Genomic DNA, 20902 nt, shown 5'->3' with positions numbered 1-20902 from the left:
GCAGACCCTACCGGCCCCGGCCCCCCGCGCGGCCCAGCACCGTCAGGGAGCGGCGGACCACACCGGGCCGCGCCGCGAGCGCCTCGGCGGCACCCGGTTCGGACCGTGCGAAGCTGATGACCATGCCGAGCGCCGCCATCGTGGTCACCAGCGCGGACCCGCCGGCCGACACCAGGGGCAGCGGCACGCCGATCACGGGCAGCAGCCCGAGCACCACGCCGATGTTGACGAAGGCCTGGCCCACGATCCAGCAGGCCACGGCCGCCGTCGTGATCTTGACGAACGGGTCGGTGTGCCGGCGCACGATCCGGGCCATCGCGACACCGAGCACGACGAACAGGGACAGCACGAGCAGCGTGCCGAGGAGACCGAGCTCCTCACCGATGATGGCGTAGATGAAGTCGTTGTGAGCCTCGGGCAGGTACCGCCACTTCTCGCGGCTCGCCCCGAGCCCGACGCCGAACAGACCGCCGGTCCCGAGGCCGTACATCCCGTGCAACGACTGGTAGCACTCCCCCTCGGCGTCCGTGCACCCGCCGTAGGTCGCCAGGATGCGGCCCATGCGGTTCGCGTTGCCCAGCACGAACAGCCCCACGACCGCGGCGAGCGCGACGCTGCCGCCCAGGGCCAGCATCCGCCACGGGGCCCCGGCGACCCACAGGGCACCGGCGACGAGCCCGGCGATGACGAGCATGGTCCCGAGGTCGTTGCCGGCGATGACCAGGCCCAGGACCACCATGGCCCCGGGCACGGCGGGCACGACGGCGTGCGCCCACGAGCCCAGCAGGTGCTGCTTGCGGCCCAGCACGGCACCGAGCCAGACGGCCAGGGCGAGCTTGCTGACCTCGGCGGGCTGCACGGTGATCCCGCCGAGGGAGATCCAGCCGACGTTGCCGCCCTGCGCCCGGGCGAGCGCGGGGACGAGGGTCAGCGACTGCAGCACGATCGCGCACGCCAGCGCGGGCCAGGCGAGACGCCGGTACCAGTGCACCGGCAGGCGCGCGGCGACGAGCATCAGGGGCAGGCCGATCAGGGCGAACCGCGCCTGGGTCAGCCCGGCGGCGTAGGGCGGCTCCCCCGCGGCGATCGAGGTGACGGTCGTGCTGGAGAACACCATGACCAGGCCGATGAGCAGCAGCAGCCCGGTCGCCCCGACGACGAGGTAGTAGCTCGTCACGGCGGAGTTCCACTGCCCCAGCCACGGCCGGTCGGTGCGGCGTGCGGCAGACGTGACCGCCATCGTGCTCCCTACGTCAGGTCCCGCACCGCGGAGGCGAACTCCTCACCCCGTGCCGCGTAGGACGCGAACTGGTCCATGGACGCCCCGGCCGGGGCCAGCAGCACGGTGTCGCCCGCCCGGGCGGCCTGCCGTGCCGCGGCGACGGCGCGACGCATCACGGTGCCAGTGTCGCCGGGATCGATCACGGTGACCGGTACCTCGGGCGCGTGTCGGGCGAGCGCGTCGACGAAGGGCGTCGGGTCCGTCCCGATGACGACCGCGGCGCGCAGGCGGTCCGCGCGGCCCGCGACGAGGTCGTCGAAGGACGCCCCCTTGGCCAGCCCGCCCGCGATCCAGACACCCGTGCCCGGTGCGCAGGCCGCGAGGGACGCGGCCGCGGCGTGGGCGTTGGTGGCCTTGGAGTCGTCGACGTACGTCACCCCCTCCAGGGTGCGGACGACGGCGGCGCGGTGGGCGTCGGCGGAGAAGCTCCGCAGGCCGTCACGGACCGCCCGGGCGTCGACACCGTGGGCACGGGCGAGCGCCGCTGCGGCGAGGGCGTTGGCCACGACGTGCGGGGGCGGGCCCTGCGGGCCGCCGAGATGGGCCAGGTCGTCGAGGGTGGCCAGCTCGGCGGCCGTGCGGTGCCGGTCCGGGGCGTCGGTCGGCGCGTGGAAGGCGCGGTCGACCAGCACGTCCTCGACCAGCCCCAGCTGCCCCGGTCCGGGCGGACCGAGGGTGAACCCGACGGCCCGCGCCCCGTCGGCGACCTCGGCGTCGCGCACGAGCTGCTCGGTGCGCGGGTCGGCGACGTTGTAGACGCACGCCACCTGCGCGCCGCGGTAGATCCGGCCCTTGTCGGCGGCGTACGCCTGCGCCGAGCCGTGCCAGTCGAGGTGGTCGTCGGCCACGTTGAGCACGGCCGCGGCCTCCGCCGCCATGCTCGTGGTGTGGTGGAGCTGGAAGCTGGACAGCTCCACGGCCAGCACCTCCAGGTCAGGGTCCTGGGCGGCGGTGAGCACCGGGGTGCCGACGTTGCCGACCGTGGCGGTGCGCAGCCCGGCGGCCGTGAGGATCGAGGCGAGCATCTGCACGGTCGTCGTCTTGCCGTTGGTCCCGGTGACGGCCAGCCACGGGGCTCCGGTCCGCAGCCGCCAGGCCAGCTCCACCTCGCTCCACACCGGGACCTCGGCCTGCCGGGCGGCGGTGAGCAGCGGCGTCGACGGCGCCCACCCCGGCGACGCGACCACCAGGTCGGCGTCCGCGACGAGGCCGGCGACCACCCGCGGGTCCGTCGCGTCGGCCCCGGTCACGTCCGCGTCGCCGGCACGGCCGTCGACCGTCGTCACCATGGCCGCGCGACCCGCGAGCGCCGCGACGACGGCGCGGCCGGTCACGCCGAGCCCGGCCACGACCACCCGGGCACCGGTGAGCCTCAACTGACGACCCACTCGGCGTAGAAGATCCCCATGCCGAGGGCGGAGAAGAGGCCCGCGATGAGCCAGAACCGGATGACGATGGTGACCTCGCCCCAGCCGGACAGCTCGAAGTGGTGGTGCAGCGGGGCCATCTTGAACACCCGCTTGCGGGTGAGCTTGAAGGACCCGATCTGGATGATGTCGCTGAGCACGATGATCACGAACAGACCACCGATGATGGCGGCGAGGATCTCGGTGCGGGTGAGGATCGACAGCGCCGCGAGCGCACCGCCGAGGGCCAGCGACCCGGTGTCACCCATGAAGATCTTGGCCGGACTGGCGTTCCACCACAGGAATCCGAAGCAGGCTCCCATGACCGCCGCCGCCACGATCGCCAGGTCCTGCGGGTCACGCACCTCGTAGCAGCCCGGTCCGGCGGCGGCGAGGCGCTGGCAGGACTGGTTGAGCTGCCAGATGCCCACGAGCACGTAGGCGCCGAACACGATCAGCGACGACCCGGTCGCGAGCCCGTCCAGGCCGTCGGTGAGGTTGACCGCGTTGGACCATGCCGTGATGAGGAAGTTCGCCCAGATCACGAACAGGATCAGGCCGATCGTCGTCCCGGCGAAGGCGAGGTCCAGGTCGGTGTCCCGCAGGAACGAGATCTTGGTCGAGGCCGGCGTGCGGGAGTTGGCGTTGGGGAACTGCAGGGCCAGCACCGCGAACGAGATGCCGACGAAGCCCTGGCCGACGATCTTCGCGCGCGCCGTCAGGCCCAGCGACCGCTGCTTGCGGATCTTGGTGAAGTCGTCGAGGAACCCGACCAGCCCCAGGCCGGTCATGAGGTACAGCGCGAGCAGGGCCGAGGCGCTCGGCGGACGGCCCGCGAGGATCATCGAGGCGGCGACGCCCAGCAGGGTCGCCGCGATGATCACCACGCCGCCCATCGTCGGGGTGCCGCGCTTGGTGAAGTGCGCCGTCGGGCCGTCCTGGCGCACGAACTGGCCGTAGTTGCGGTGCACCAGGAAGCGGATGAACAGCGGGGTGCCCAGCAGGGCGACCAGGAGCGAGACGCCGGCGGCGGCGAGGACGGCGATCATCCGGCGGCCTCCACCAGCTCGTCGGCCAGCCGCCACAGCCCGGACCCGTGCGAGGCCTTGACCAGCACGACGTCACCGTCCGTGAGCGCCTCCGCCAGGAGCACGCGGGCCGCGTCCAGGTCCGGCACGAACACCGACTCCTCTCCCCAGGACCCCTCCTGCTGGGCCCCCTCGTGGATGTGGTACGCGCCCTCGCCGACCACGACCAGCAGCTTGACGTTGAGCCGGACGGCGAGCCGACCGATCGCGTCGTGCTCGGTGCGCGCGACCTCGCCGAGCTCGAGCATCTCCCCCAGCACGGCGACCGACCGGCGCGACCGGCCGGCCATCACGGCCAGGGTACGCAGGGCGGCCCGCATCGAGTCGGGGTTCGCGTTGTAGGAGTCGTCCACGACGGTCACACCGTCGGCCCGCTCGGTGACCGCCATGCGGTGCGGGCTCCGCGGCGTGGCCGACGACAGCCGCTCGGCCACGACCGGCAGGTCGACGCCGAGCCGGAGGGCCGCCGTCGCGGCGGCGAGCGCGTTGGTCACGTGGTGGGCGCCGACCAGCCGCAGCGCGACGTGGGCCGAACCCGCGGCCGTGCGGAGCGTGAACCGTGCGCGGCCGCCCTCGACGGTCACGTCCTGGGCGCGCACGTCGGCCGAGGAGATCGTGCCGAAGGTGACCACCTCCGTGCCGGGCTCCGCGCGGTCCGCCATCGCGGTCACGCGGGTGTCGTCGGCGTTGAGGGCGACCACACCGCCGGGGCGAACCCCGGCGACCATCTCGCCCTTGGTGCGCGCGATCGTCTCCACGTCGCCGAAGACGCCGAGGTGCGCGGTACCGACCGCGAGCACGATGCCGACGTCCGGCGGGGCGATGCGGGTCAGGTCGGCGATGTTGCCGGGCCGGTCCGCGCCCATCTCCAGGACCAGCAGCCGGGTGTCCGCGGTCGCCCGCAGCACCGTCAGGGGCAGACCGATCTCGTTGTTGAACGAACCGGTGGGCACCACGACGGCATCGGCACCGAAGGACGGCTCGAGGAGCTGGCCGAGCAGGTCCTTGGTGGTGGTCTTGCCCACCGACCCGGTGACGGCCACCACCCGGACCTCGTGCCGCTCGCGCAGCCGGGCCAGCACCACGCGGGCGAGCTCGCCGAGAGCCGTCTGGACGTCGTCGACGACGACGCAGGGCACGTTCTCCACGGGCCGTGCGGCCAGCACGAGGGCGGCCCCGGCCTCGACCGCGGCCGCGGCGAAGTCGTGGCCGTCGACGTGCTCGCCGGGGAGCGCGACGAACAGCGCGCCGGGTGACACCTGCCGGGAGTCGACGACGACCGGGCCGCGGACGACCACGTCGTCCCCGGCGCCGTGCGACGACCCCGCGGTCGCGGCGGCGACCTCGGCAGCGGTGAGCTCGATCATGCGGTGGGGGTCCTCTCTGCGCGGGCACGCAGCGCAGCGCGCGCCTCGACACGGTCGTCCAGCTCGAGGTCCACGCCGCGGACCTCCTGGAGGGTCTCGTGGCCGCGGCCGGCGACGAGCACCGTATCGGTGCCGGCCGCCTCGAGCACGGCGCGCCGGATGGCCTCGTCGCGCGGTGCCACCTCGGTGACGGTGACGTCGCGGCCCGCCGCGACGGCGCGGTCCCGGGCGGCCTCCGCCCCGGCGCGCACCGCGGCACGGACCGCGGCGGCGTCCTCGTCGTGCGGGTCGTCGTCCGTGACGACGACCACGTCGGCCCCCGCCACGGCGGCCGCACCCATGAGCGGGCGCTTGCCGGGGTCACGGTCGCCGGTCGCGCCGAAGACGACGACGAGGCGTCCGGTGGTGGTCGGGCGCAGCGCCGCCAGAGCCAGCTCCAGGGCGTCGGTGTTGTGCGCGAAGTCCACGACCACGCGGGGATGGGTGCCGTCCCCGGGTCCGACGACCTCCATCCGCCCGGGCACCTGCGCGGACAGCCCGTCGCCCGCCTCGAGGGCGGCGACGACGTCGTCCAGCGCGACCCCGGAGGCCAGCACCATGACGACGGCCAGGGCGGCGTTGGCGACGTTGAAGTGGCCCGGCAGGGACGTCCAGGCCCGCAGGGACCGGCCGTCGGCATGGGTCAGCGTGAAGGCCGACCCGGTGCCGCGCGGGGCGACCTCCGCGACGGTCCAGTCCGCGGCCGGCGCGCCCTCGCGGGCCGGGCCGGTCCGGACGGTCTGGACGGGGACGGTCGCCGCGGCGGCCATCCGCTCGCCCCAGACGTCGTCCACCACGACGACGCCCTGCCGCGACCTGGCGGGGGTGAACAGCTCGGCCTTGGCGGCGAAGTACGTGGCCAGGTCCCCGTGGAAGTCGAGGTGGTCCTGGCTGAGGTTGGTGAACCCGGCGACGTCGTAGACCACCCCGTCGACCCGGTGCATCGCGATCGCGTGCGAGGAGACCTCCATGGACAGCGAGTCCACGCCGTCCTCGCACATCGCCGCGAGCACCGCCTGCAGGTCGGAGGCCTCCGGCGTCGTGAGCCGGCTGGGCAGCACGCGGTCGCCCGAGCGGGTCTCGACCGTGCCCACCAGGCCGCCACGCCGTCCCAGTGCACGCAGCAGGTGGTCGAGCTGGTAGGTCGTGGTCGTCTTGCCGTTGGTGCCGGTGACGCCGAAGGTCGTCAGACGCTCCGCGGGGGCGCCGTGCACCCAGGCGGCGACCGGGCCGAGGAGCAGCCGTGGCTCCTCGGTCACCAGCACCGGGACGGGGAGGTCACCCAGGCCTGCGGCCCCCTCCGGGTCGGTCAGGACGGCGCGCGCGCCACGGGCCACGGCGTCGGCGGCGAACGCCGCCCCGTGGGCCCGGGCACCGGGCAGCGCCACGAAGAGGTCGCCGTCGGACACGGCACGATTGTCGCTGGCCACCGCGGTGACCTGCACCTCGGCGAGCGTCCCGGGGTCCGAGGTGGTCAGGTCGAACCGTGCGGCGAGCTCGGCCACGGGGCGGGGGACGAGCACCGCGGGCCGGATGCGGTCGGTCGGGGATGTCACGGGGAAGAACCTACCTGGTACCGGCTCGTCACCAGGTCAGCGGGAACAGGTCGGCCGGCTCCTCGGAGGGCGGCACGCCCGCGGAACGCAGGACGTAGCCCATCAGCTCGCTGAACACCGGCGCGGCCACGACACCACCGTAGATCGAGGACCGCGGGCTCTTGAGGAACACCGACACGGTGTAGCGGGGGTCGTCGGCGGGCGCCACGCCGATGAACGACGCGACGTACGTGGTCCCGCCGCCCTCGAACATCTGGGCCGTGCCGGTCTTGCCCGCCACGCGGTAGCCCGGGACCTGCGCGGCCGTGCCCGTGCCGTCCTCCGCGGTGACCGCCTCCATCATGGTCAGCACGTCCTGCGCCGTCTGCGACGACACCACCCGCGTCCCCTCCGCCCGCTCGGCGGGCACGACCTCCCCGGCAGCGGTCCGGGTGCCCGCCACGAGGTTGGCGGGCATCCGCACGCCGTCGTTCGCGACGGTCGAGAAGACCTGGGTCGCCTGCATCGCGCTGACCGCGACGCCCTGCCCGAACAGCACCGTGTACGGCGTGCGGTTCTCGATCTCGTCGATGTTCTCGTCGGGCAGCAGACCCGCGCTCTCCCCCGGCAGGCCGAGCGCCGTGCGCTGCCCGAAGCCGAACTTGCGCAGGTAGTCGTAGCGCACGGCGAAGGGGATCTCCTTGCCCATCATGACCGTGCCCGTGTTGGACGACTGGGCCAGGATCCCGGCGAGGGTCCAGTGTTCGACCGCGTGGGGGTGCGAGTCACGGAACGTCTCGCCGTCCACGGTGTAGGTGTCCGGGACCTCGAACTCGTCGGTCGGTTCCCAGTAGCCGCCCTCGAGCGCGGCCGCCATGGAGATGACCTTGCCGGTGGACCCCGGTTCGAAGACCACGTTCACCGCCCGGGACCCGTCCGCGACGTCCCCGGAGCTCCCGTTCGGGTCGACGTCGCCGGAGTCGGCCATCGAGACGACGTCGCCGGTGCGGAGGTCCTGCACGATCGCGATCCCGTAGCTCGCGCCGGTGTCCGCGACGGCCTCGTCGAGCAGCTCCTCCGCCTTCCACTGGACGTCGGAGTCCAGGGTGAGCTGGACGTCCTCGCCCGGCTCGGCCGGCACCGACTCGATCTCGGAGGTGGGGATGCGCGCACCGTCCCGGCCCCGTTCGTAGGTCAGGGTGCCGTCGGTCCCCGACAGGACGTCGTCGAAGGAGGCCTCGAGGCCGCCCACGCCGGTGTGCTCGCTGTTGACGTGCCCGAGCAGCGGGCCGGCCACCGTGCCGGCGGGATACGTCCGCTCCGACGTCAGGTGGGAGAACACGAAGCCGTACAGGCCGAGCGACGAGACCGCGCGCTGCACCTCGGGCACGACGTCGCGGGCCAGCACGACGTACTGGTCCTCCCCGTTCAGCCGGGCGCCGAGGGTGGCCCGGCTCTCCCCCAGCACGGGGGCGAGCAGCTGGGCGATGCCGAGGGCGCCGTCCTGCACGGGTTCGCCGTCCGCGTCGTGGCGGCCGTTGCCCCGGAACCCCTGGATGTTCACCTGGTCCGCCACGATGCGGTAGCGGTCCACGGACGTGGCCAGCACCCGGCCCTCGGCGTCGAGGATGTCCCCGCGGTGCGCCTGGGTCACCTGGGTCGCCAGCCGCGCCTGCTGGGCAGTGGAGGCGAGCGCCGGCCCCTGGACGACCTGGACGTCCACCAGCCGGGCCACGAACACCGACACGACGAGGGCCGCCAGCACGATCAGCCAGCGCTGGCGCCGCTCGGGATCCCCCGCCGTCCGTCCCGCCGGGCGCGCCGGGCGGCCACGTCCGGCGCCCGCGCCTGCGCGCGCCGCCGGTACGGCGCCGCGCCGACGGCCGTCCGGTCGTCTCGTGGACTGCACAGCACGATCGTGCTCCCCCGCGGACCGTCCGGTGCGGCGGCGCACCGGGCGTGTCGGGGTCACGGCTGCTCCGTCGGCTCCGGGACGACGGAACGGTCGGCGGCGGAGAGCATGGTGATCTCCTCGGCGGGGACCATGCCGAGGCGGTCGGCCTGCTCGGGCAGGGACGCCTCGGCGGCCCGCAGCTCGGCACGCACCTCCTGGACGTCCTGCGCCACGAGACCGGCCTCGCGCTGCAGCTGGGACATCTCGTAGGAACCGCGCGCCATGGTCGTGTTGAGCAGCAGCGCCGACAGGAGCGCGGCGACCAGCACCAGGGCGCACAGGACCATGAAGGGCAGCCCCGAGGTCGCCTGCAGGGGCGCGCGGACGGCGTCCAGGCGGCGGCCCGCACCGCCCTCGACGGCACGCAGCGGCGCGCGGCGAGGGGTGGGTTCGCCACGCGGGACCGGGTGGACGGTGGTGGCTCGCAGAGCGCTCATCGTGACTCCTTCCGGGTCTGGCCGAGCATGTGGGCGGGCGTGGGACGCAGGCGGCGGGCGGCGCGCAGCCGCACCGACGCCGAGCGGGGGTTGCGTGCCCGCTCGACCTCGTCCGCCTCCTCGGCGCCCCGGGTGAGGGCCTCGAGGTACGGCCGGTGGGTCTCGGGCTCCACCGGCAGGTCCGGCGGGGCGCTGGACGTCGTGCCGCGGGCGATCGCCCGCTTGACGATGCGGTCCTCCAGCGAGTGGTAGGACTCCACGACGATCCGACCGTCGACGGCGAGGACCTCGATCGCCGCCGGGACGGCACGTTCGAGCACCTCGAGCTCGCCGTTGACCTCGATGCGCAACGCCTGGAAGGTCCGCTTGGACGGGTTGCCGCCGGTCCGACGCGCGGCGGCGGGGATCGCCGCGCGCACCGCGTCCGCGAGCTCGGCGGTGCGGGCCCACGGCTCGCGGTCGCGCCGCCGGACCACCGCACGGGCGATCCGCGGGGCGAACTTCTCCTCGCCGTAGCGGCGCAGGACGCGGACGAGGTCCGCCTCGTCGTAGGTGTTCAGCACGTCGGCGGCCGTCATGCCCCGCGACGGGTCCATCCGCATGTCCAGCGGTGCGTCCTGGGCGTAGGAGAACCCGCGCTCCGGCTCGTCGAGCTGCAGCGAGGACACCCCCAGGTCCATGAGCACTCCCTGGACCGCGCCGCCCGCGTGCTCGTCGACGACGTCCTCGATCTCGTCGTACACGGCGTGGACCGGGGTGAAGCGCTCCCCGAACCGGGCCAGCCGTCGGCTCGCCAGCTCGAGCGCCTGCGGGTCGCGGTCGATGCCGAGCACCCGTGTCGTCGGGACCTGTTCGAGGACGGCCTCGGTGTGCCCGCCCATGCCGAGGGTGCAGTCCACCAGCACGCTGCCGGGCTCGGCCAGGGCCGGCGCGAGGAGGTCCACGCACCGCTGCAGGAGCACGGGCAGGTGCCGGTCGCTCGTCGGTCGCGTCGCGTCGTCGCTCACGGGCCCTCTCCTTCCTGTCGGTGACGGCCCCGCCCGACCAGGTCTCCCTCCGCGTCGTTCTGGCGCCGGGGAAGTGCGCCAGACCCTCGCGGGGAGAGGCCTCGCCGTGCGGGGCCGCGGCTGTGCTGATGTCGTCGTCGGTCGGTTAGAACTGCAGGTCGGGGAAGATCTGTTCGGCCACGTCGGAGTAGTCGGCCTCCTGCGCGGACAGGTAGCTCTCCCACGCTCCGGCGTCCCAGACCTCGACCCGGGTGCCGGCGCCGATCACGGCGACGTCCCGGCCGAGGCCCGCGTACTCTCGCAGGTTCGCGGGGATCACCACGCGGCCCTGCTTGTCCGGCACCTCGTCGCTCGCCCCCGACAGGAACACGCGCAGGTAGTCGCGTGCCTGGCGGCTGGTGACCGGCGCCTGCCGGACCTGCTCGTACATGCGGGAGAACTCGTCCATCGGCAGCAGGAACACGCAACGCTCCTGCCCCCGCGTCATGACGAGCCCGGCGGCGAGTCGGGAACGGAACTTCGCCGGCAGGATGAGCCGCCCCTTCTCGTCGAGCCTCGGGGTGTACGTGCCGAGCAGCAGCCCGGTCCCCGGGAACTGGTCTCCCAGCGTTCCTGCCACGGTCCGCACCTCCCCTCGGGCTCCCGCTTCCTCCACGCTACTCCACTTTCCTCCACCGGGCGCGGCTATTCGGCCGCCTCCCCTCCACCTGCGCACTTCCTCCCCATGTCTGCGCAGGTCAGAGAGGTGGGGGTGAAGTGGAGGGCCAGGCACCACCGCACCCCGCGGAACCACTCCCCGAGAGCCCCTCAGCGGGTGACCCGACTCACGAGACACGCCCGGGACGGGCTAGGCTGCAAGACGTACCGTCCCGCGACCGGAGGCCGCACCGTGCAGACCGACCACGTCACCGGCACCCTGCCGCCGCCCAACGAGGACGGGCAGGAGGCCCTGCGGGCCGGCCTGCGCGAGCTCGTGACGACCACGAGCCACGTGCGCGAACAGGTGGAGGGCGTCGTGACCGGGCGGCCCGACCTGGCCCGGCTGACCGTCGCCGTGCTCCTCGCCGGCGGGCACCTGCTGGTGGAGGACGTGCCGGGTGTGGGCAAGACCACCCTGGCCAAGGCACTGGCGCGCACGATCGACTCCCGTGTCGGCCGTGTGCAGTTCACCCCCGACCTGTTGCCGAGCGACCTCACCGGCGTGAACGTCTACCGCTCGGCCACCGGTGAGTTCGAGTTCCGGCCCGGTCCCGTGTTCAACAACGTCGTGATCGGCGACGAGATCAACCGGGCCTCGCCGAAGACGCAGTCCGCGCTGCTGGAGTGCATGGAGGAGGGACAGGTCACCGTCGACGGGTCCACCTACGTCCTGCCGAAGCCCTTCCTCGTGGTCGCGACGCAGAACCCGGTCGAGATGGAGGGCACCTACCCGCTCCCCGAGGCGCAGCGGGACCGCTTCATGGCCCGGCTCGCGGTCGGGTACCCCGACAACGAGGCCGAGATGGCCATGCTCGACGCCCAGTCGTCGGGAGACCCGCTGGCCCACCTCCAGCCGGTCACGCACGCCGACACGATGCTGCGCTACGCGGGATGGGTCCGCGCGGTGCACGCGGCACCCGCGGTCAAGCAGTACATCCTGGACCTGGTGGGGCGGACCCGTGATCACGCCGGGCTGCGTCTCGGCGCCTCGCCCCGCGCCTCGCTGCAGCTGCTCAAGGTCGCCAAGGCCCACGCCGCGATGGCCGGGCGGATGCACGTCCTGCCGGACGACGTCCAGGCGCTGGCGGTCCCGGTCCTGGCGCACCGCCTGGTGCTGTCCACCGAGTCCCGGCTGACCGGGCTGGACGGTCCGGGCATCATCGAGGAGGTCCTCCGGCAGACCCCGGTGCCCGCCCGGGCGCACGCCGCCCCCGGCGGCGCCGCCGTGCCACGCCAGCCCCGCTGACGATGAACGTCGAGCAGGTCACGAGCGCGCTGCGCCGCCTGGTCCGCGTCCGGCCGACGGCACGCGGCGCGGCGCTGATCAGCGCCGGGGGCGTCCTGGTGGTCGTCGGCGTCGTGCTGGACCTGCCCGACCTCGTGGGCCTCGGGGCCGCGGCCCTGCTGGTGGTGCTCGCCGCATGGGTCTCGCTCGGCGTGCAGCGGCTCGACGCGGGTCGCGGCGCGCTGGACGTGGAACGCCGGCTCGACCCCCACCCCGTGGTGGCCGGACAGCACGCGACCACCCAGCTCGTCGTCCGCGCCCGGGCGCGGACCGGAGCCGCGTTCGAACGGCTCGCCCGGCTGCGCCTGTCCGAGCAGGCGGCGCACGAGCTCGCCGGACCGCACGGCATCCGCGCCCGGGTGCGCGCCCACCCCGACCGCGTCGCGGTGCAGTACACGATCGCCCCGGTGCGCCGGGGGCGCTGGTCGCTCGGACCCGTCCTGACCACGCGGAGCGACGTCTTCGGCCTGGCCCGCACCACGCAGCCGCTCGGGGCGAGCACGCCGGTGTCGGTCTGGCCGCGCACGACGCACGTGCCCGCGCACAGCGCGGCGCTCGGTGACGTCGACCGGGCCGCGTCCGGCGCCCGGCTGGCCTCCTCCGACGACTCCGTCATCCGCGAGTACGTGCCGGGGGACGACCCGCGCCGGGTCCACTGGGCGGGATCGGCACGCCAGGGCCGGCTCATGGTGAGGGCCGACGAGAGCGCGGGCCTGCGTCCGGTCACGGTGCTGCTCGACAGCGGCCTGCTCGCGCCCGCCTCGGACGAGCGGCCGGGCGGACGCGCACCGACCCACGCCACCGTCGAGGACGGCGAGTGGGCCGTCGAGCTGGCCGCGTCGATCGCCACGTCCTTCCTCGAGGCGGGTCATCCCACCCGGTTGTCCGCCACCGGCGGTACCCACCAGCCGGCGACGCACCTCAGCGGGGCCCGGACCGGTCGCGCCGTGATGCTGGACTCGACCGTGGACCTGAGCGGCCTGCGCGGGGCGGCCGCCACCCGTGCCCTGGAGCAGACCGTCCAGGCGCTGCGGGCCGACCGCCGGCAGTCCGAGATCACGGTCGCCGTCCTCGGGCCCACCACGGGTCCGACCCGCCACGCGGTCGCCTCGCTGGGGGCGGACGGCGTCGCCTGGGCGCTGCTGGTCGTCCCGCGGGCGGAGGGCATGCGCCACGACGTGGAGCCCACGGCCGACGACCTGCGCTCCGCGGGGTGGCGCGTGACGACCTGCGCCCCCGGCACGCCGCCGGAACGCGTGTGGTCCGCACTGACGGAGCGCGTCGCATGATCCCGCCGTACGCCGGTCCGGTCGCGCGGCTCGTCGCCACGGGCGCACTGGTCGCGCTGGCCGTCGCGGCGTCGATGACGGCGCTGACCCAGCTCGTCCTGCCCGGTCCGTGGGTGCGTACCGGGGTGCTGGGCATCGTGCTCGTGACGGTCACGACGACCACCACGCGTGGCCTGCTGGAGGCCCGCGCGCGGCGCCGCGGTGTCGCGGGGGACGCCGGGAGCGGCTCGGCCCTGCCCACCCTCGCCGGCGCGCTGGTCGCCGCGTGGTTCGTCCTGTCCCGCTACGGCGCCCCGACGTCCGCGGCGGACCTGATCGTCGGCCCCGAGCACGTCAGCCGGGTGGTGGCACGGCTGGGCGAGGCGGGCGAGATCATCCGGTCCGAGGTCGCCCCGGTACCGGGCACGCTGCCGATGGCGCTGCTCACGGTGGGCGGCACATTGGCCGTGCTGCTGCTGGCCGACGCCCTGGCGGGCGGCCTGCACTGGCACGCCGGCGTCGGGCTGCCGCTGCTCGCCCTCTGGGCCCCGCCGCTGGTCCTCGTCGGCTCGGTGCCGCGCCTGGTCTTCGTCGTCGTGGTCGCCGCGCTGCTGCTGCTGCTGACGGTCTCGCCCCGGGGCGGCCCCCGGACCCGTCAGCGTGAGCAGCCACCGCGCTCGGTACGCCGCGCCGAGGGTCTGCGGGCCGTGGTCACCACGGCCGTGGCGGTCGTGGTCGCCGCCGGCGCGGGGCTCGTCGCCACCGCCTCGGAGTCGCTGCCCGGTTACGCGGGGGCCTGGTACCAGACGTTCACCACCTCGGGCGACGCCATCCAGCTCGCCGAGGACCTGGACGTGCTCGGCAGCCTGACCGAACGGTCGAGCGAGGTCGTGCTGACCTACACCGGCCCCACCGAGGGGGTCGGTCCCTGGCGCACCTACACCACGTCCGCGTTCGACGGCCGACGGTGGCAGCGCGGGGACGAGCGCTCCGGCGAGCCGTTCGGGCCCGACGACCTGCTCTGGCCCGAGGACGTCGACCGTGACGCCCTGGCCGACGCCCGGGCCGTGGCGGTCACGGTCGGGTCGCTGCGCGACGACCAGCTCCCCGTGCCGGGCGAGCCGCGGCGCGTGACCGTCGGCGGCACCTGGGGCTACGACGCGGTCCGGGACGAGGTGGTCGGCGACCGGACGGACGAGGGCGAGACCTTCGACGTCGCGGTCCGACCGCGCGACCTCGACCCGGAACGGCTCCGCGCTGCCGGTCCGGGCACGGCGGTGGACGCGTACCTGCAGGTCCCCGAGACCGACCGCGCCGCCGACGTGGCCGCGCTCGCCGAGGAGGTCGCCGGCGACGGACCGACGGCGTACGACCAGGCCGTCGCGCTGCAACGCTGGCTGCGCGACCCGTCGTCCTTCACGTACTCCACCGAGCTGCCGCGCGGCGGCACGGGCGACCCGGTCTGGGACTTCCTCCAGCACCGGACGGGCTACTGCGTGCAGTTCGCCACCACGATGACGATGATGGCCCGCACGCTCGACATCCCCGCACGGCTCGCGGTCGGGTTCCTGCCCGGCGAGGTGGTGTCCGAGTCCGACTCCGGGGAGCAGGCGACCTGGCAGGTGACCGGCCAGGACTCGCACGCCTGGCCGGAGCTGTACTTCGACGGGGTCGGATGGGTGCGGTTCGAACCGACCCCGGCGGTCCAGACCGGCGCACCGCCCGCCCACACGACGCCGCGGGACGGGCCCGCCGCCGGTCAGCAGGACCAGGCTCCCGAGGTGCCCGAGCAGGTGCCGCCGCAGGAACGTCTGGGCCAGGACGAGGTCGTCTCGCAGCCACCGGTCGCGGTGCCCGCCGGTGGTGGTGGGGGTCCCGAGGGCCCCGAGCCCTGGGTCTGGGTCGTCGGCGGAATCGTCGTCGTGGCGGCGGGCGTCGCCGGCGGCTTCCTGCTGCGTCGCCGGCGCGAGGACCGCCCCGTGGACGCCGAGCGCGCCTGGGAGCAGGTGCTCGCCGCGCTGGCCAAGAACGGGGTGACCCTGCCACCGCCGACGACGCCGCGTCAGGCGCCGGAGGCCATCGTCACCGCGGTGACCCGGGCGCACGGGCAACGGCCCTCCCCCGAGGTGCGCGACGGCCTGCAGCGGATCGCCGACGCCGTCGAACGGAGCCGGTACGCCGCCCCCGTCGAGGAGGCGCAGGACGACGACCTGGCCGAGCTGGCCGAGACGGTGGCCAGCGGACTGGCGCAGGGTCGTCGGGCGCGACGGACCGCGACGTCCGGTCGGTGACGACGTCCGGCCGGGTGCTCAGCGGGTGTCCGACCAGGTCCAGCAGGTCACGCATCCACGCGGACGTTCGGCGATCGCCGCGGTGCGAACCGGGCGTCGTGCGCGGGCGCCCGACGGGTCAGGTGCTCAACGGCCTTCGTCGCGACGTCGGTTCCAGCGCTCCTCGAGCCGGTTGAGGAACCCCGAGCTCTTGGGCTTCTTGGCCGTCCGGGTGGTCCTCCCCGAGGAGGCCGCCGACGGCGACACGGTGCCGTCACCCTTGACGACGCCCTGCGGCCCCTTCTTGCGCGGCGCCGCGAAGACGAACGCCACGCCGGCGAACATCAGCGCGAACCCGACGACGCCGAGCCACGCCATCTGCGACGCGGCACCGATCACCAGGAGCAGCAGACCGAGCACCACGCCCGCCCCGGCGAGCACGAAGCGCAGCGGAGAACGGCGGCGTGAGTGCTGGAGCGTGGTCGCCAACCGGGGGTCGTCGCTCTCCAGCGCGCGCTCCATCTGCTCCAGCACGCGCTGCTCGTACTCCGACAGAGGCATCGGGCCCCCCGATCTCGCTGTGGTCCACTGACGTTCTTCTAGGATATGCCCGCTCAGGGGTCCATGGTAGTCGACGGCGGGGCGAAGCTCGCCCCCAGCGCCACCGCGGACCGCCCGAACCGCGCCCGCACCGCGTCGACGGCGATCTCGGCCTCCCGACGGGCCTCGCCCCGGTCGTCCTCGGCGTCGAACAGGGTGGGCTGGCTCGACAGCCCGGACCGCGGGCGCAGGTTCTCCGCGCGGACGCCCACGAGCCGTACCGCGAGCCCTCCCCGGTCCACCCCGACCAGCAGCTCCCGCGCGACCGAGAAGAGCTCCTGGGCCACGTCCGTCGGCGCCTCGAGGGTCCGCGACCGGTTCACCGTGCGGAAGTCGCTGGTGCGGAGCTTCAGGGTGACGGTCCGCGCCACGACGTCGTGCCGGCGCAGCCTCGCGGCGACGCGGTCCGCGAGCTCGCGGAGCCGGGCCACCAGGTCGTCCGTGTCCCGCAGGTCCCGCTCGAACGTCGACTCGGCGCCGATGCTGCGCTCCGGCCGACCGGCGACCACCGGACGGGAGTCCCGACCCCAGGCGAGGTCGTGCAGGTGCTGTCCCGCGACGGGGCCGACGGCGGCACGCAGCACGTCCACCTCGGAGTCGGCGAGCTGGGCGACGGTGGTGATGCCCCACCGGGCCAGCACCGCCTCGGTCTTGTCCCCGACACCGGTCAGGGCCCCGACGGGCAGGGCTCGCAGGAACGGCTCGGTCGCGTCGCGCGGGACGAGCAGCAGGCCGTCCGGCTTCGCGTGCGTCGAGGCCAGCTTGGCGACGAGCTTGTTGCGGCCGATCCCGACCGAGCAGGTCACGCCGTGCTCGGACCGCACCCGTTCACGCAGGGCGGCACCGATCTCGGTCGGCAGACCGAGGCGACGACGCGCCCCCGCGACGTCGAGGTAGGCCTCGTCGACCGACACCTGCTCGACCACGGCGGTGATGTCCCCGAGCATCTCCATGACCGACCGCGACACGTCGCGGTAGGCCTGGTGGTCCGGGCGCACCACGACCGCCTGGGGGCACCGTCGCAGCGCCTGGGACATCGCCATCGCGGACCGGACGCCGTACGCCCGGGCCTCGTAGGTGGCGGCCAGCACCACGCCGCGGTCCCGTCCTCCGACGATGACCGGGCGCCCCCGCAGCTCCGGCCGGCGGGCCAGCTCGACGGAGGCGAAGAAGGCGTCCATGTCGACGTGCAGGATCGTGGCGCCGTCCTCGTCGCTCCCCCAGTTCCGGCGCACGTCCGCCGAACGCGGCCCGCGACTCACGACGCCGCCGTCGAGCGGTCCCGCAGACGCGTCAGCGCGAACCCGGCACGCGGGTCGAGCCGCAGGCCGACCTCGTCACGGAAGTCCTCGGCGCACGCGAGCAGCTCGTCGGCACGGCGAGCGGGCACCTGGTCGCCGTGGCCGGAGTCCACGACCGCCCGCAGCCGCGCGCCCGAGGCGAAGTAGACGCTCCAGGCCGCCAGCTCGGGCTCGACACGGCTCAGCAGCTCCCACACCGGCCGCGCGCGGCCACGGCGCGGCACGTCGTCGTGCCGGGCGACCACGGCGGCGGCCGCACGGAGCGCCGCCAGGTGCGCGTGCACGAACCGGTCGCCGCTGTCCCGCGCGTCGACGGCCTCGGCGAGCTCGGCGTCGGCGCGGGCGAGCAGCTGCTGGACGCGCTCCGGCATCGGGACGTCGTCTTGTGCGGACATCACACACCTCCAGACCCCAGAGCGGGTTCGTCCCGCCACCTCATCGTCGAACACCTGTTCGACTCCTGTCAAGATCGCGGACCGCTCGGGGAGAATGTCGGCCATGGCTCCACGCTCCCGGCGCGCCCGTCGCCCCCGATCCTCCCGCGAGGCACCGACACTGCCCGCCGGGGAGGTGCCGATCGACACCGGGACGGCACGCGTCGAGACCGACCCGGAGGACCCCGAGCGCCTGACCCTCTACGTCAACGACGTACCGAGCTCCTGCCTCGACCTCGGCGACGCGGGGTTCCTCGCCTTCGAGTACCTGCAGCAGATGGCCGCGGTCGTCGACGCGCTCCCGGACGGCCCGCTGCGTGCCGTCCACCTCGGCGCCGCCGGTTGCGCCCTCCCCCGCTACGTCGATCACACCCGGCCCGGTTCGCGTCAGATCGGCGTGGACGTCGACGCCGAGCTGCTGCGACTCGTCCGCCACTGGTTCGAGCTGCCCCGCTCCCCCGCGCTGCGGCTCCGCGCGGACGACGCCGGGCACGCGCTGGCGGGCCTGTCCCCCGGGCTGGCCGACGTCGTCGTCCGGGACGTGTTCGCCGGGGACACGACCCCCGACCACCTCGTCGGCACGGCGTTCGCCCGCGCGTGCGTCCGCGCGGTGCGCCCGGGCGGGGTGGTGCTGGCGAACTGCGCCGACCGCCCGCCGCTGACCACGGCACGGCGCGAGGTCGCGGCCTTCGCCGAGGCCCTCGGACCGGGCGCGATCGACGGCGGCCGCCTCGCGCTGGTGGCCGAGCCCGCGATCCTCAAGGGACGTCGGTACGGCAACGTGACGATCGTCGCGGTGGCGCCGACGCCCGACGGTGAGACGGACCCGGACGGGCCGCCCTCGCTCGACGTCCGCGCGCCGGCCCTGGGCCGCGCGCTGCGGTCGCTGGCCGTTCCGGCGCACGTGCTCGCCGGCGAGGAGCTGGCCCGGTTCACCGGCTCGGTCGCACCGTTGCCGTGACGACGCGCCCGGGAACGGCGCAGGCCGTCTCCCCGGCGGGGAGACGGCCTGCGCCGGTCGGGTACGCCTCAGATCGGGACGACCTGCTCCGCCTGGGGCCCCTTGGGCCCCTGCGTGATCTCGAACTCGACCCGCTGCGCCTCGTCGAGCGTGCGGTACCCCTGCGTCTGGATCGCCGAGTAGTGCACGAAGACGTCGGCACCGCCGTCGTCCTGGGCGATGAACCCGTAGCCCTTCTCAGCGTTGAACCACTTCACGGAACCCTGCGCCATGCTGATCCTTCGATCTTCCGTCCGATGCACGGGAGCCCCGGACGGGCACCCGCCGTCGCAGCGGGCGGTCGACGCCGGCTCGTGCGCTGCTCCGCCGATGCAACGCGGCAAGTGTGGCATGGAACACACCGGTTTGCACGGAATGGGCGGCGATGACCGGCAGGTGTCACGCAGCCGACACGTCCGACCCGGCGGGCGGGCGGCCGCGGGAACCTTCAGTCGTCGCCGCGCTCGGCCAGGAAGCGCTCGAACTCGGCGCCCAGCTCCTCCGCCGTCGGCAGGGACGAGTCCTCGGCGAGCAGGTTCTGCCGGCCCACCGACCGTGCGAAGGCGTCGTACTGCTCCTCGAGCTGGTGCACGACGGACGCCACCTCCTCGTTCTCCGCGACGAGCTCGGCGACCTCGACCCGCGCCTGGCCCGCCGCCTCGTCGAGGGCCCCGGTGTGCAGCGCGAGCCCGGTGGCCTTCTCGAGCTGCTGCAGCGCCAGGACCGCCGCGGGGACGTACCGCGACTGCCCCAGGTAGTGCGGGACGTGCACCGCGAACCCCATCGCGTCGTGCTCGGTCTCGCCGAGGCGGTACTCCAGGAGCGCCTCCCAGGAGCCCGGGACCTGCACGCGGCCGAAGTAGGTCGTCTGCTCGTCGACCAGCCCCTCCCGGGTCCCGTGCACCGTCAGGGTCAGCGGCCGGGTGTGCGGGACGGCCATCGGGATGCCGTGCAGCCCGACGGTCAGCGACACACCCAGCTCGTCGACGATCCGCCGCACCGCGGCCGCGGCCCGCTCCCACTGCAGGTCCGGCTCGGTCCCGTGCAGCAGCAGGAAGCCGGTGCCCTCGTCGTCGGCCAGGTGGTCGAGCGCCAGGACGGGTGCGTCGTACCCGGCCCAGCGGTCCGCGTCGAACGTCATCGGCGGGCGGCGGGACCGGTAGTCGACGAGCTGGTCGACGTCGAAGGTCACCAGGCGGGTCGGCGTGAAGCTCCCCAGGAGGTGCTCCGCCGCGAGCTCCCCGGTGGCACCGGCGTCCACGAAACCGCGCACCGCGTGCACCAGGACGGGCGCCGCGGCGGGTCCGCCCTCGTCGGCCGTGCCCAGGGTCCGCGCCACCGCGTCGTGATCCACCTCGTAGATGCCCTGCGGGTCCTGCACCGTTCCTCCTCACGAACCGGCTCCGGGGTGCGGTCGCACCTCTGCCGACCCACAACCCACGCCGCGCCCGAGATCATCCCGGCCGCCGGGAGCGCTCACCGCTGCGGCAGGCGCACCACCGAGACGAAGAAGTCGTCGATCTGCCGCACGACGTCGATGAACCGTTCGAAGTCGACGGGCTTGGTGACGTAGGCGTTGGCGTGCAGGCTGTAGGAACGCAGCACGTCCTCCTCCGCCTCGGAGGTCGTCAGCACCACCACCGGGATGTGCCGCAGCGCGGCGTCCTGCTTGACCGACGCCAGGACCTCGCGGCCGTCCATCCGGGGCAGGTTGAGGTCCAGCAGCACCAGGTCCGGGGTGGGGGCGGCGGCGTGCTGGCCCTCCTTGCGGAGGAACTCCATCGCGCTGACCCCGTCCGAGACGACCCACAGCGTGTTGGCGACCTTGTGCTCGGCGAAGGCCTCGCGGGTCATGAGCACGTCACCGGGGTCGTCCTCGACCAGGAGGACCTCGATGCCGACCTGCTGCTCCGCCATGGACGACACCATA

The 20902-nt window shown here is 74.4% G+C and carries 19 protein-coding genes; 4 read left to right on the top strand and 15 right to left on the bottom strand.

Annotated features, from left to right (window positions below; translation table 11 throughout):
* Window positions 1–7: 7 nt before the first annotated feature.
* The 9 genes from ftsW to mraZ all read right to left on the bottom strand — a co-directional run bounded on the left by ftsW (window position 8) and on the right by mraZ (window position 10734).
* The gene (gene ftsW / locus Q6349_RS08795) at window positions 8–1240 is read right to left on the bottom strand and encodes a putative lipid II flippase FtsW (RefSeq protein WP_304603728.1); all 1233 of its coding nucleotides are present in this window, start codon (window positions 1238–1240) and stop codon (window positions 8–10) included.
* Between the two features lie 8 nt (window positions 1241–1248).
* A complete protein-coding gene (gene murD, locus Q6349_RS08790) occupies window positions 1249–2658 on the bottom strand; it encodes a UDP-N-acetylmuramoyl-L-alanine--D-glutamate ligase (RefSeq protein WP_304603727.1) in 1410 nt (469 codons plus the stop codon).
* Entirely contained in the window at window positions 2655–3737 is a 1083-nt protein-coding gene (gene mraY / locus Q6349_RS08785) for a phospho-N-acetylmuramoyl-pentapeptide-transferase (protein ID WP_171247740.1), read from the bottom strand. Before mraY ends, murD begins: the two co-directional genes overlap by 4 nt.
* Window positions 3734–5143 (bottom strand): UDP-N-acetylmuramoyl-tripeptide--D-alanyl-D-alanine ligase, encoded by a 1410-nt coding sequence (gene murF, locus Q6349_RS08780; RefSeq protein ID WP_304603726.1) that lies wholly within the window; start codon window positions 5141–5143, stop codon window positions 3734–3736. The genes mraY and murF overlap by 4 nt, the downstream gene beginning before the upstream one ends.
* Window positions 5140–6738 (bottom strand): UDP-N-acetylmuramoyl-L-alanyl-D-glutamate--2,6-diaminopimelate ligase, encoded by a 1599-nt coding sequence (locus Q6349_RS08775; protein WP_304603725.1) that lies wholly within the window; start codon window positions 6736–6738, stop codon window positions 5140–5142. The genes murF and Q6349_RS08775 overlap by 4 nt, the downstream gene beginning before the upstream one ends.
* Window positions 6739–6766: 28 nt before the next feature.
* Window positions 6767–8626 carry a penicillin-binding protein 2 gene (locus Q6349_RS08770; protein WP_304603724.1) on the bottom strand — a complete coding sequence of 620 codons (1860 nt, stop codon included), beginning with the start codon at window positions 8624–8626 and terminating at the stop codon, window positions 6767–6769.
* A 59-nt stretch (window positions 8627–8685) separates the two neighbouring features.
* A complete protein-coding gene (locus Q6349_RS08765; protein WP_216077671.1) occupies window positions 8686–9108 on the bottom strand; it encodes a hypothetical protein in 423 nt (140 codons plus the stop codon).
* A complete protein-coding gene (gene rsmH / locus Q6349_RS08760; protein ID WP_304603723.1) occupies window positions 9105–10115 on the bottom strand; it encodes a 16S rRNA (cytosine(1402)-N(4))-methyltransferase RsmH in 1011 nt (336 codons plus the stop codon). The genes Q6349_RS08765 and rsmH overlap by 4 nt, the downstream gene beginning before the upstream one ends.
* A gap of 145 nt (window positions 10116–10260) precedes the next feature.
* Complete coding sequence (gene mraZ, locus Q6349_RS08755; RefSeq protein ID WP_304603722.1) at window positions 10261–10734, bottom strand: division/cell wall cluster transcriptional repressor MraZ; 474 nt, start codon at window positions 10732–10734, stop codon at window positions 10261–10263.
* A 270-nt stretch (window positions 10735–11004) separates the two neighbouring features.
* Between mraZ and Q6349_RS08750 the strand changes: the two genes are divergently transcribed.
* The 3 genes from Q6349_RS08750 to Q6349_RS08740 are packed head-to-tail and all read left to right on the top strand — an operon-like array spanning window position 11005 to window position 15658.
* Window positions 11005–12060, top strand: a complete 1056-nt coding sequence (locus tag Q6349_RS08750) for an AAA family ATPase (RefSeq protein WP_369810838.1) — start codon at window positions 11005–11007, stop codon at window positions 12058–12060.
* A gap of 2 nt (window positions 12061–12062) precedes the next feature.
* Window positions 12063–13388, top strand: coding sequence for a DUF58 domain-containing protein (locus tag Q6349_RS08745; protein WP_171247747.1), 1326 nt, complete (start codon window positions 12063–12065; stop codon window positions 13386–13388).
* Window positions 13385–15658, top strand: coding sequence for a transglutaminase domain-containing protein (locus Q6349_RS08740; protein WP_304603721.1), 2274 nt, complete (start codon window positions 13385–13387; stop codon window positions 15656–15658). The genes Q6349_RS08745 and Q6349_RS08740 overlap by 4 nt, the downstream gene beginning before the upstream one ends.
* A gap of 126 nt (window positions 15659–15784) precedes the next feature.
* Here the strand turns inward: Q6349_RS08740 and Q6349_RS08735 are convergent, their stop codons facing one another.
* The 3 genes from Q6349_RS08735 to Q6349_RS08725 are packed head-to-tail and all read right to left on the bottom strand — an operon-like array spanning window position 15785 to window position 17933.
* Complete coding sequence (locus tag Q6349_RS08735) at window positions 15785–16198, bottom strand: DUF3040 domain-containing protein (protein WP_304603720.1); 414 nt, start codon at window positions 16196–16198, stop codon at window positions 15785–15787.
* Between the two features lie 53 nt (window positions 16199–16251).
* Complete coding sequence (locus Q6349_RS08730) at window positions 16252–17499, bottom strand: DNA polymerase IV (RefSeq protein WP_171247750.1); 1248 nt, start codon at window positions 17497–17499, stop codon at window positions 16252–16254.
* Window positions 17496–17933 carry an SAV_6107 family HEPN domain-containing protein gene (locus Q6349_RS08725; RefSeq protein ID WP_171247751.1) on the bottom strand — a complete coding sequence of 146 codons (438 nt, stop codon included), beginning with the start codon at window positions 17931–17933 and terminating at the stop codon, window positions 17496–17498. Before Q6349_RS08725 ends, Q6349_RS08730 begins: the two co-directional genes overlap by 4 nt.
* A 103-nt stretch (window positions 17934–18036) precedes the next feature.
* On the opposite strand from Q6349_RS08725, the gene Q6349_RS08720 reads away from it, so the two are divergent.
* Window positions 18037–18933: a spermidine synthase gene (locus Q6349_RS08720; RefSeq protein WP_304603719.1), complete on the top strand. Its 897-nt coding sequence runs from the start codon at window positions 18037–18039 to the stop codon at window positions 18931–18933.
* A gap of 68 nt (window positions 18934–19001) precedes the next feature.
* Here the strand turns inward: Q6349_RS08720 and Q6349_RS08715 are convergent, their stop codons facing one another.
* From Q6349_RS08715 to Q6349_RS08705, 3 genes are all read right to left on the bottom strand, one after another.
* Window positions 19002–19205 (bottom strand): cold-shock protein, encoded by a 204-nt coding sequence (locus Q6349_RS08715; protein ID WP_171247753.1) that lies wholly within the window; start codon window positions 19203–19205, stop codon window positions 19002–19004.
* 215 nt (window positions 19206–19420) lie between these two features.
* Entirely contained in the window at window positions 19421–20353 is a 933-nt protein-coding gene (locus Q6349_RS08710; protein WP_304603718.1) for a PAC2 family protein, read from the bottom strand.
* Window positions 20354–20448: 95 nt separating this feature from the next.
* Window positions 20449–20889, bottom strand: a complete 441-nt coding sequence (locus tag Q6349_RS08705; protein WP_304603717.1) for a response regulator — start codon at window positions 20887–20889, stop codon at window positions 20449–20451.
* Window positions 20890–20902: the final 13 nt, after the last annotated feature.

Origin of the sequence: Isoptericola sp. 178 (assembly GCF_030586525.1) — a bacterium.
Taxonomy (GTDB): Bacteria; Actinomycetota; Actinomycetes; order Actinomycetales; family Cellulomonadaceae; genus Isoptericola; species Isoptericola sediminis.
Note: the sequence above shows the minus strand (reverse complement) of the source record. Positions and strands in the feature narration are given on the sequence as shown.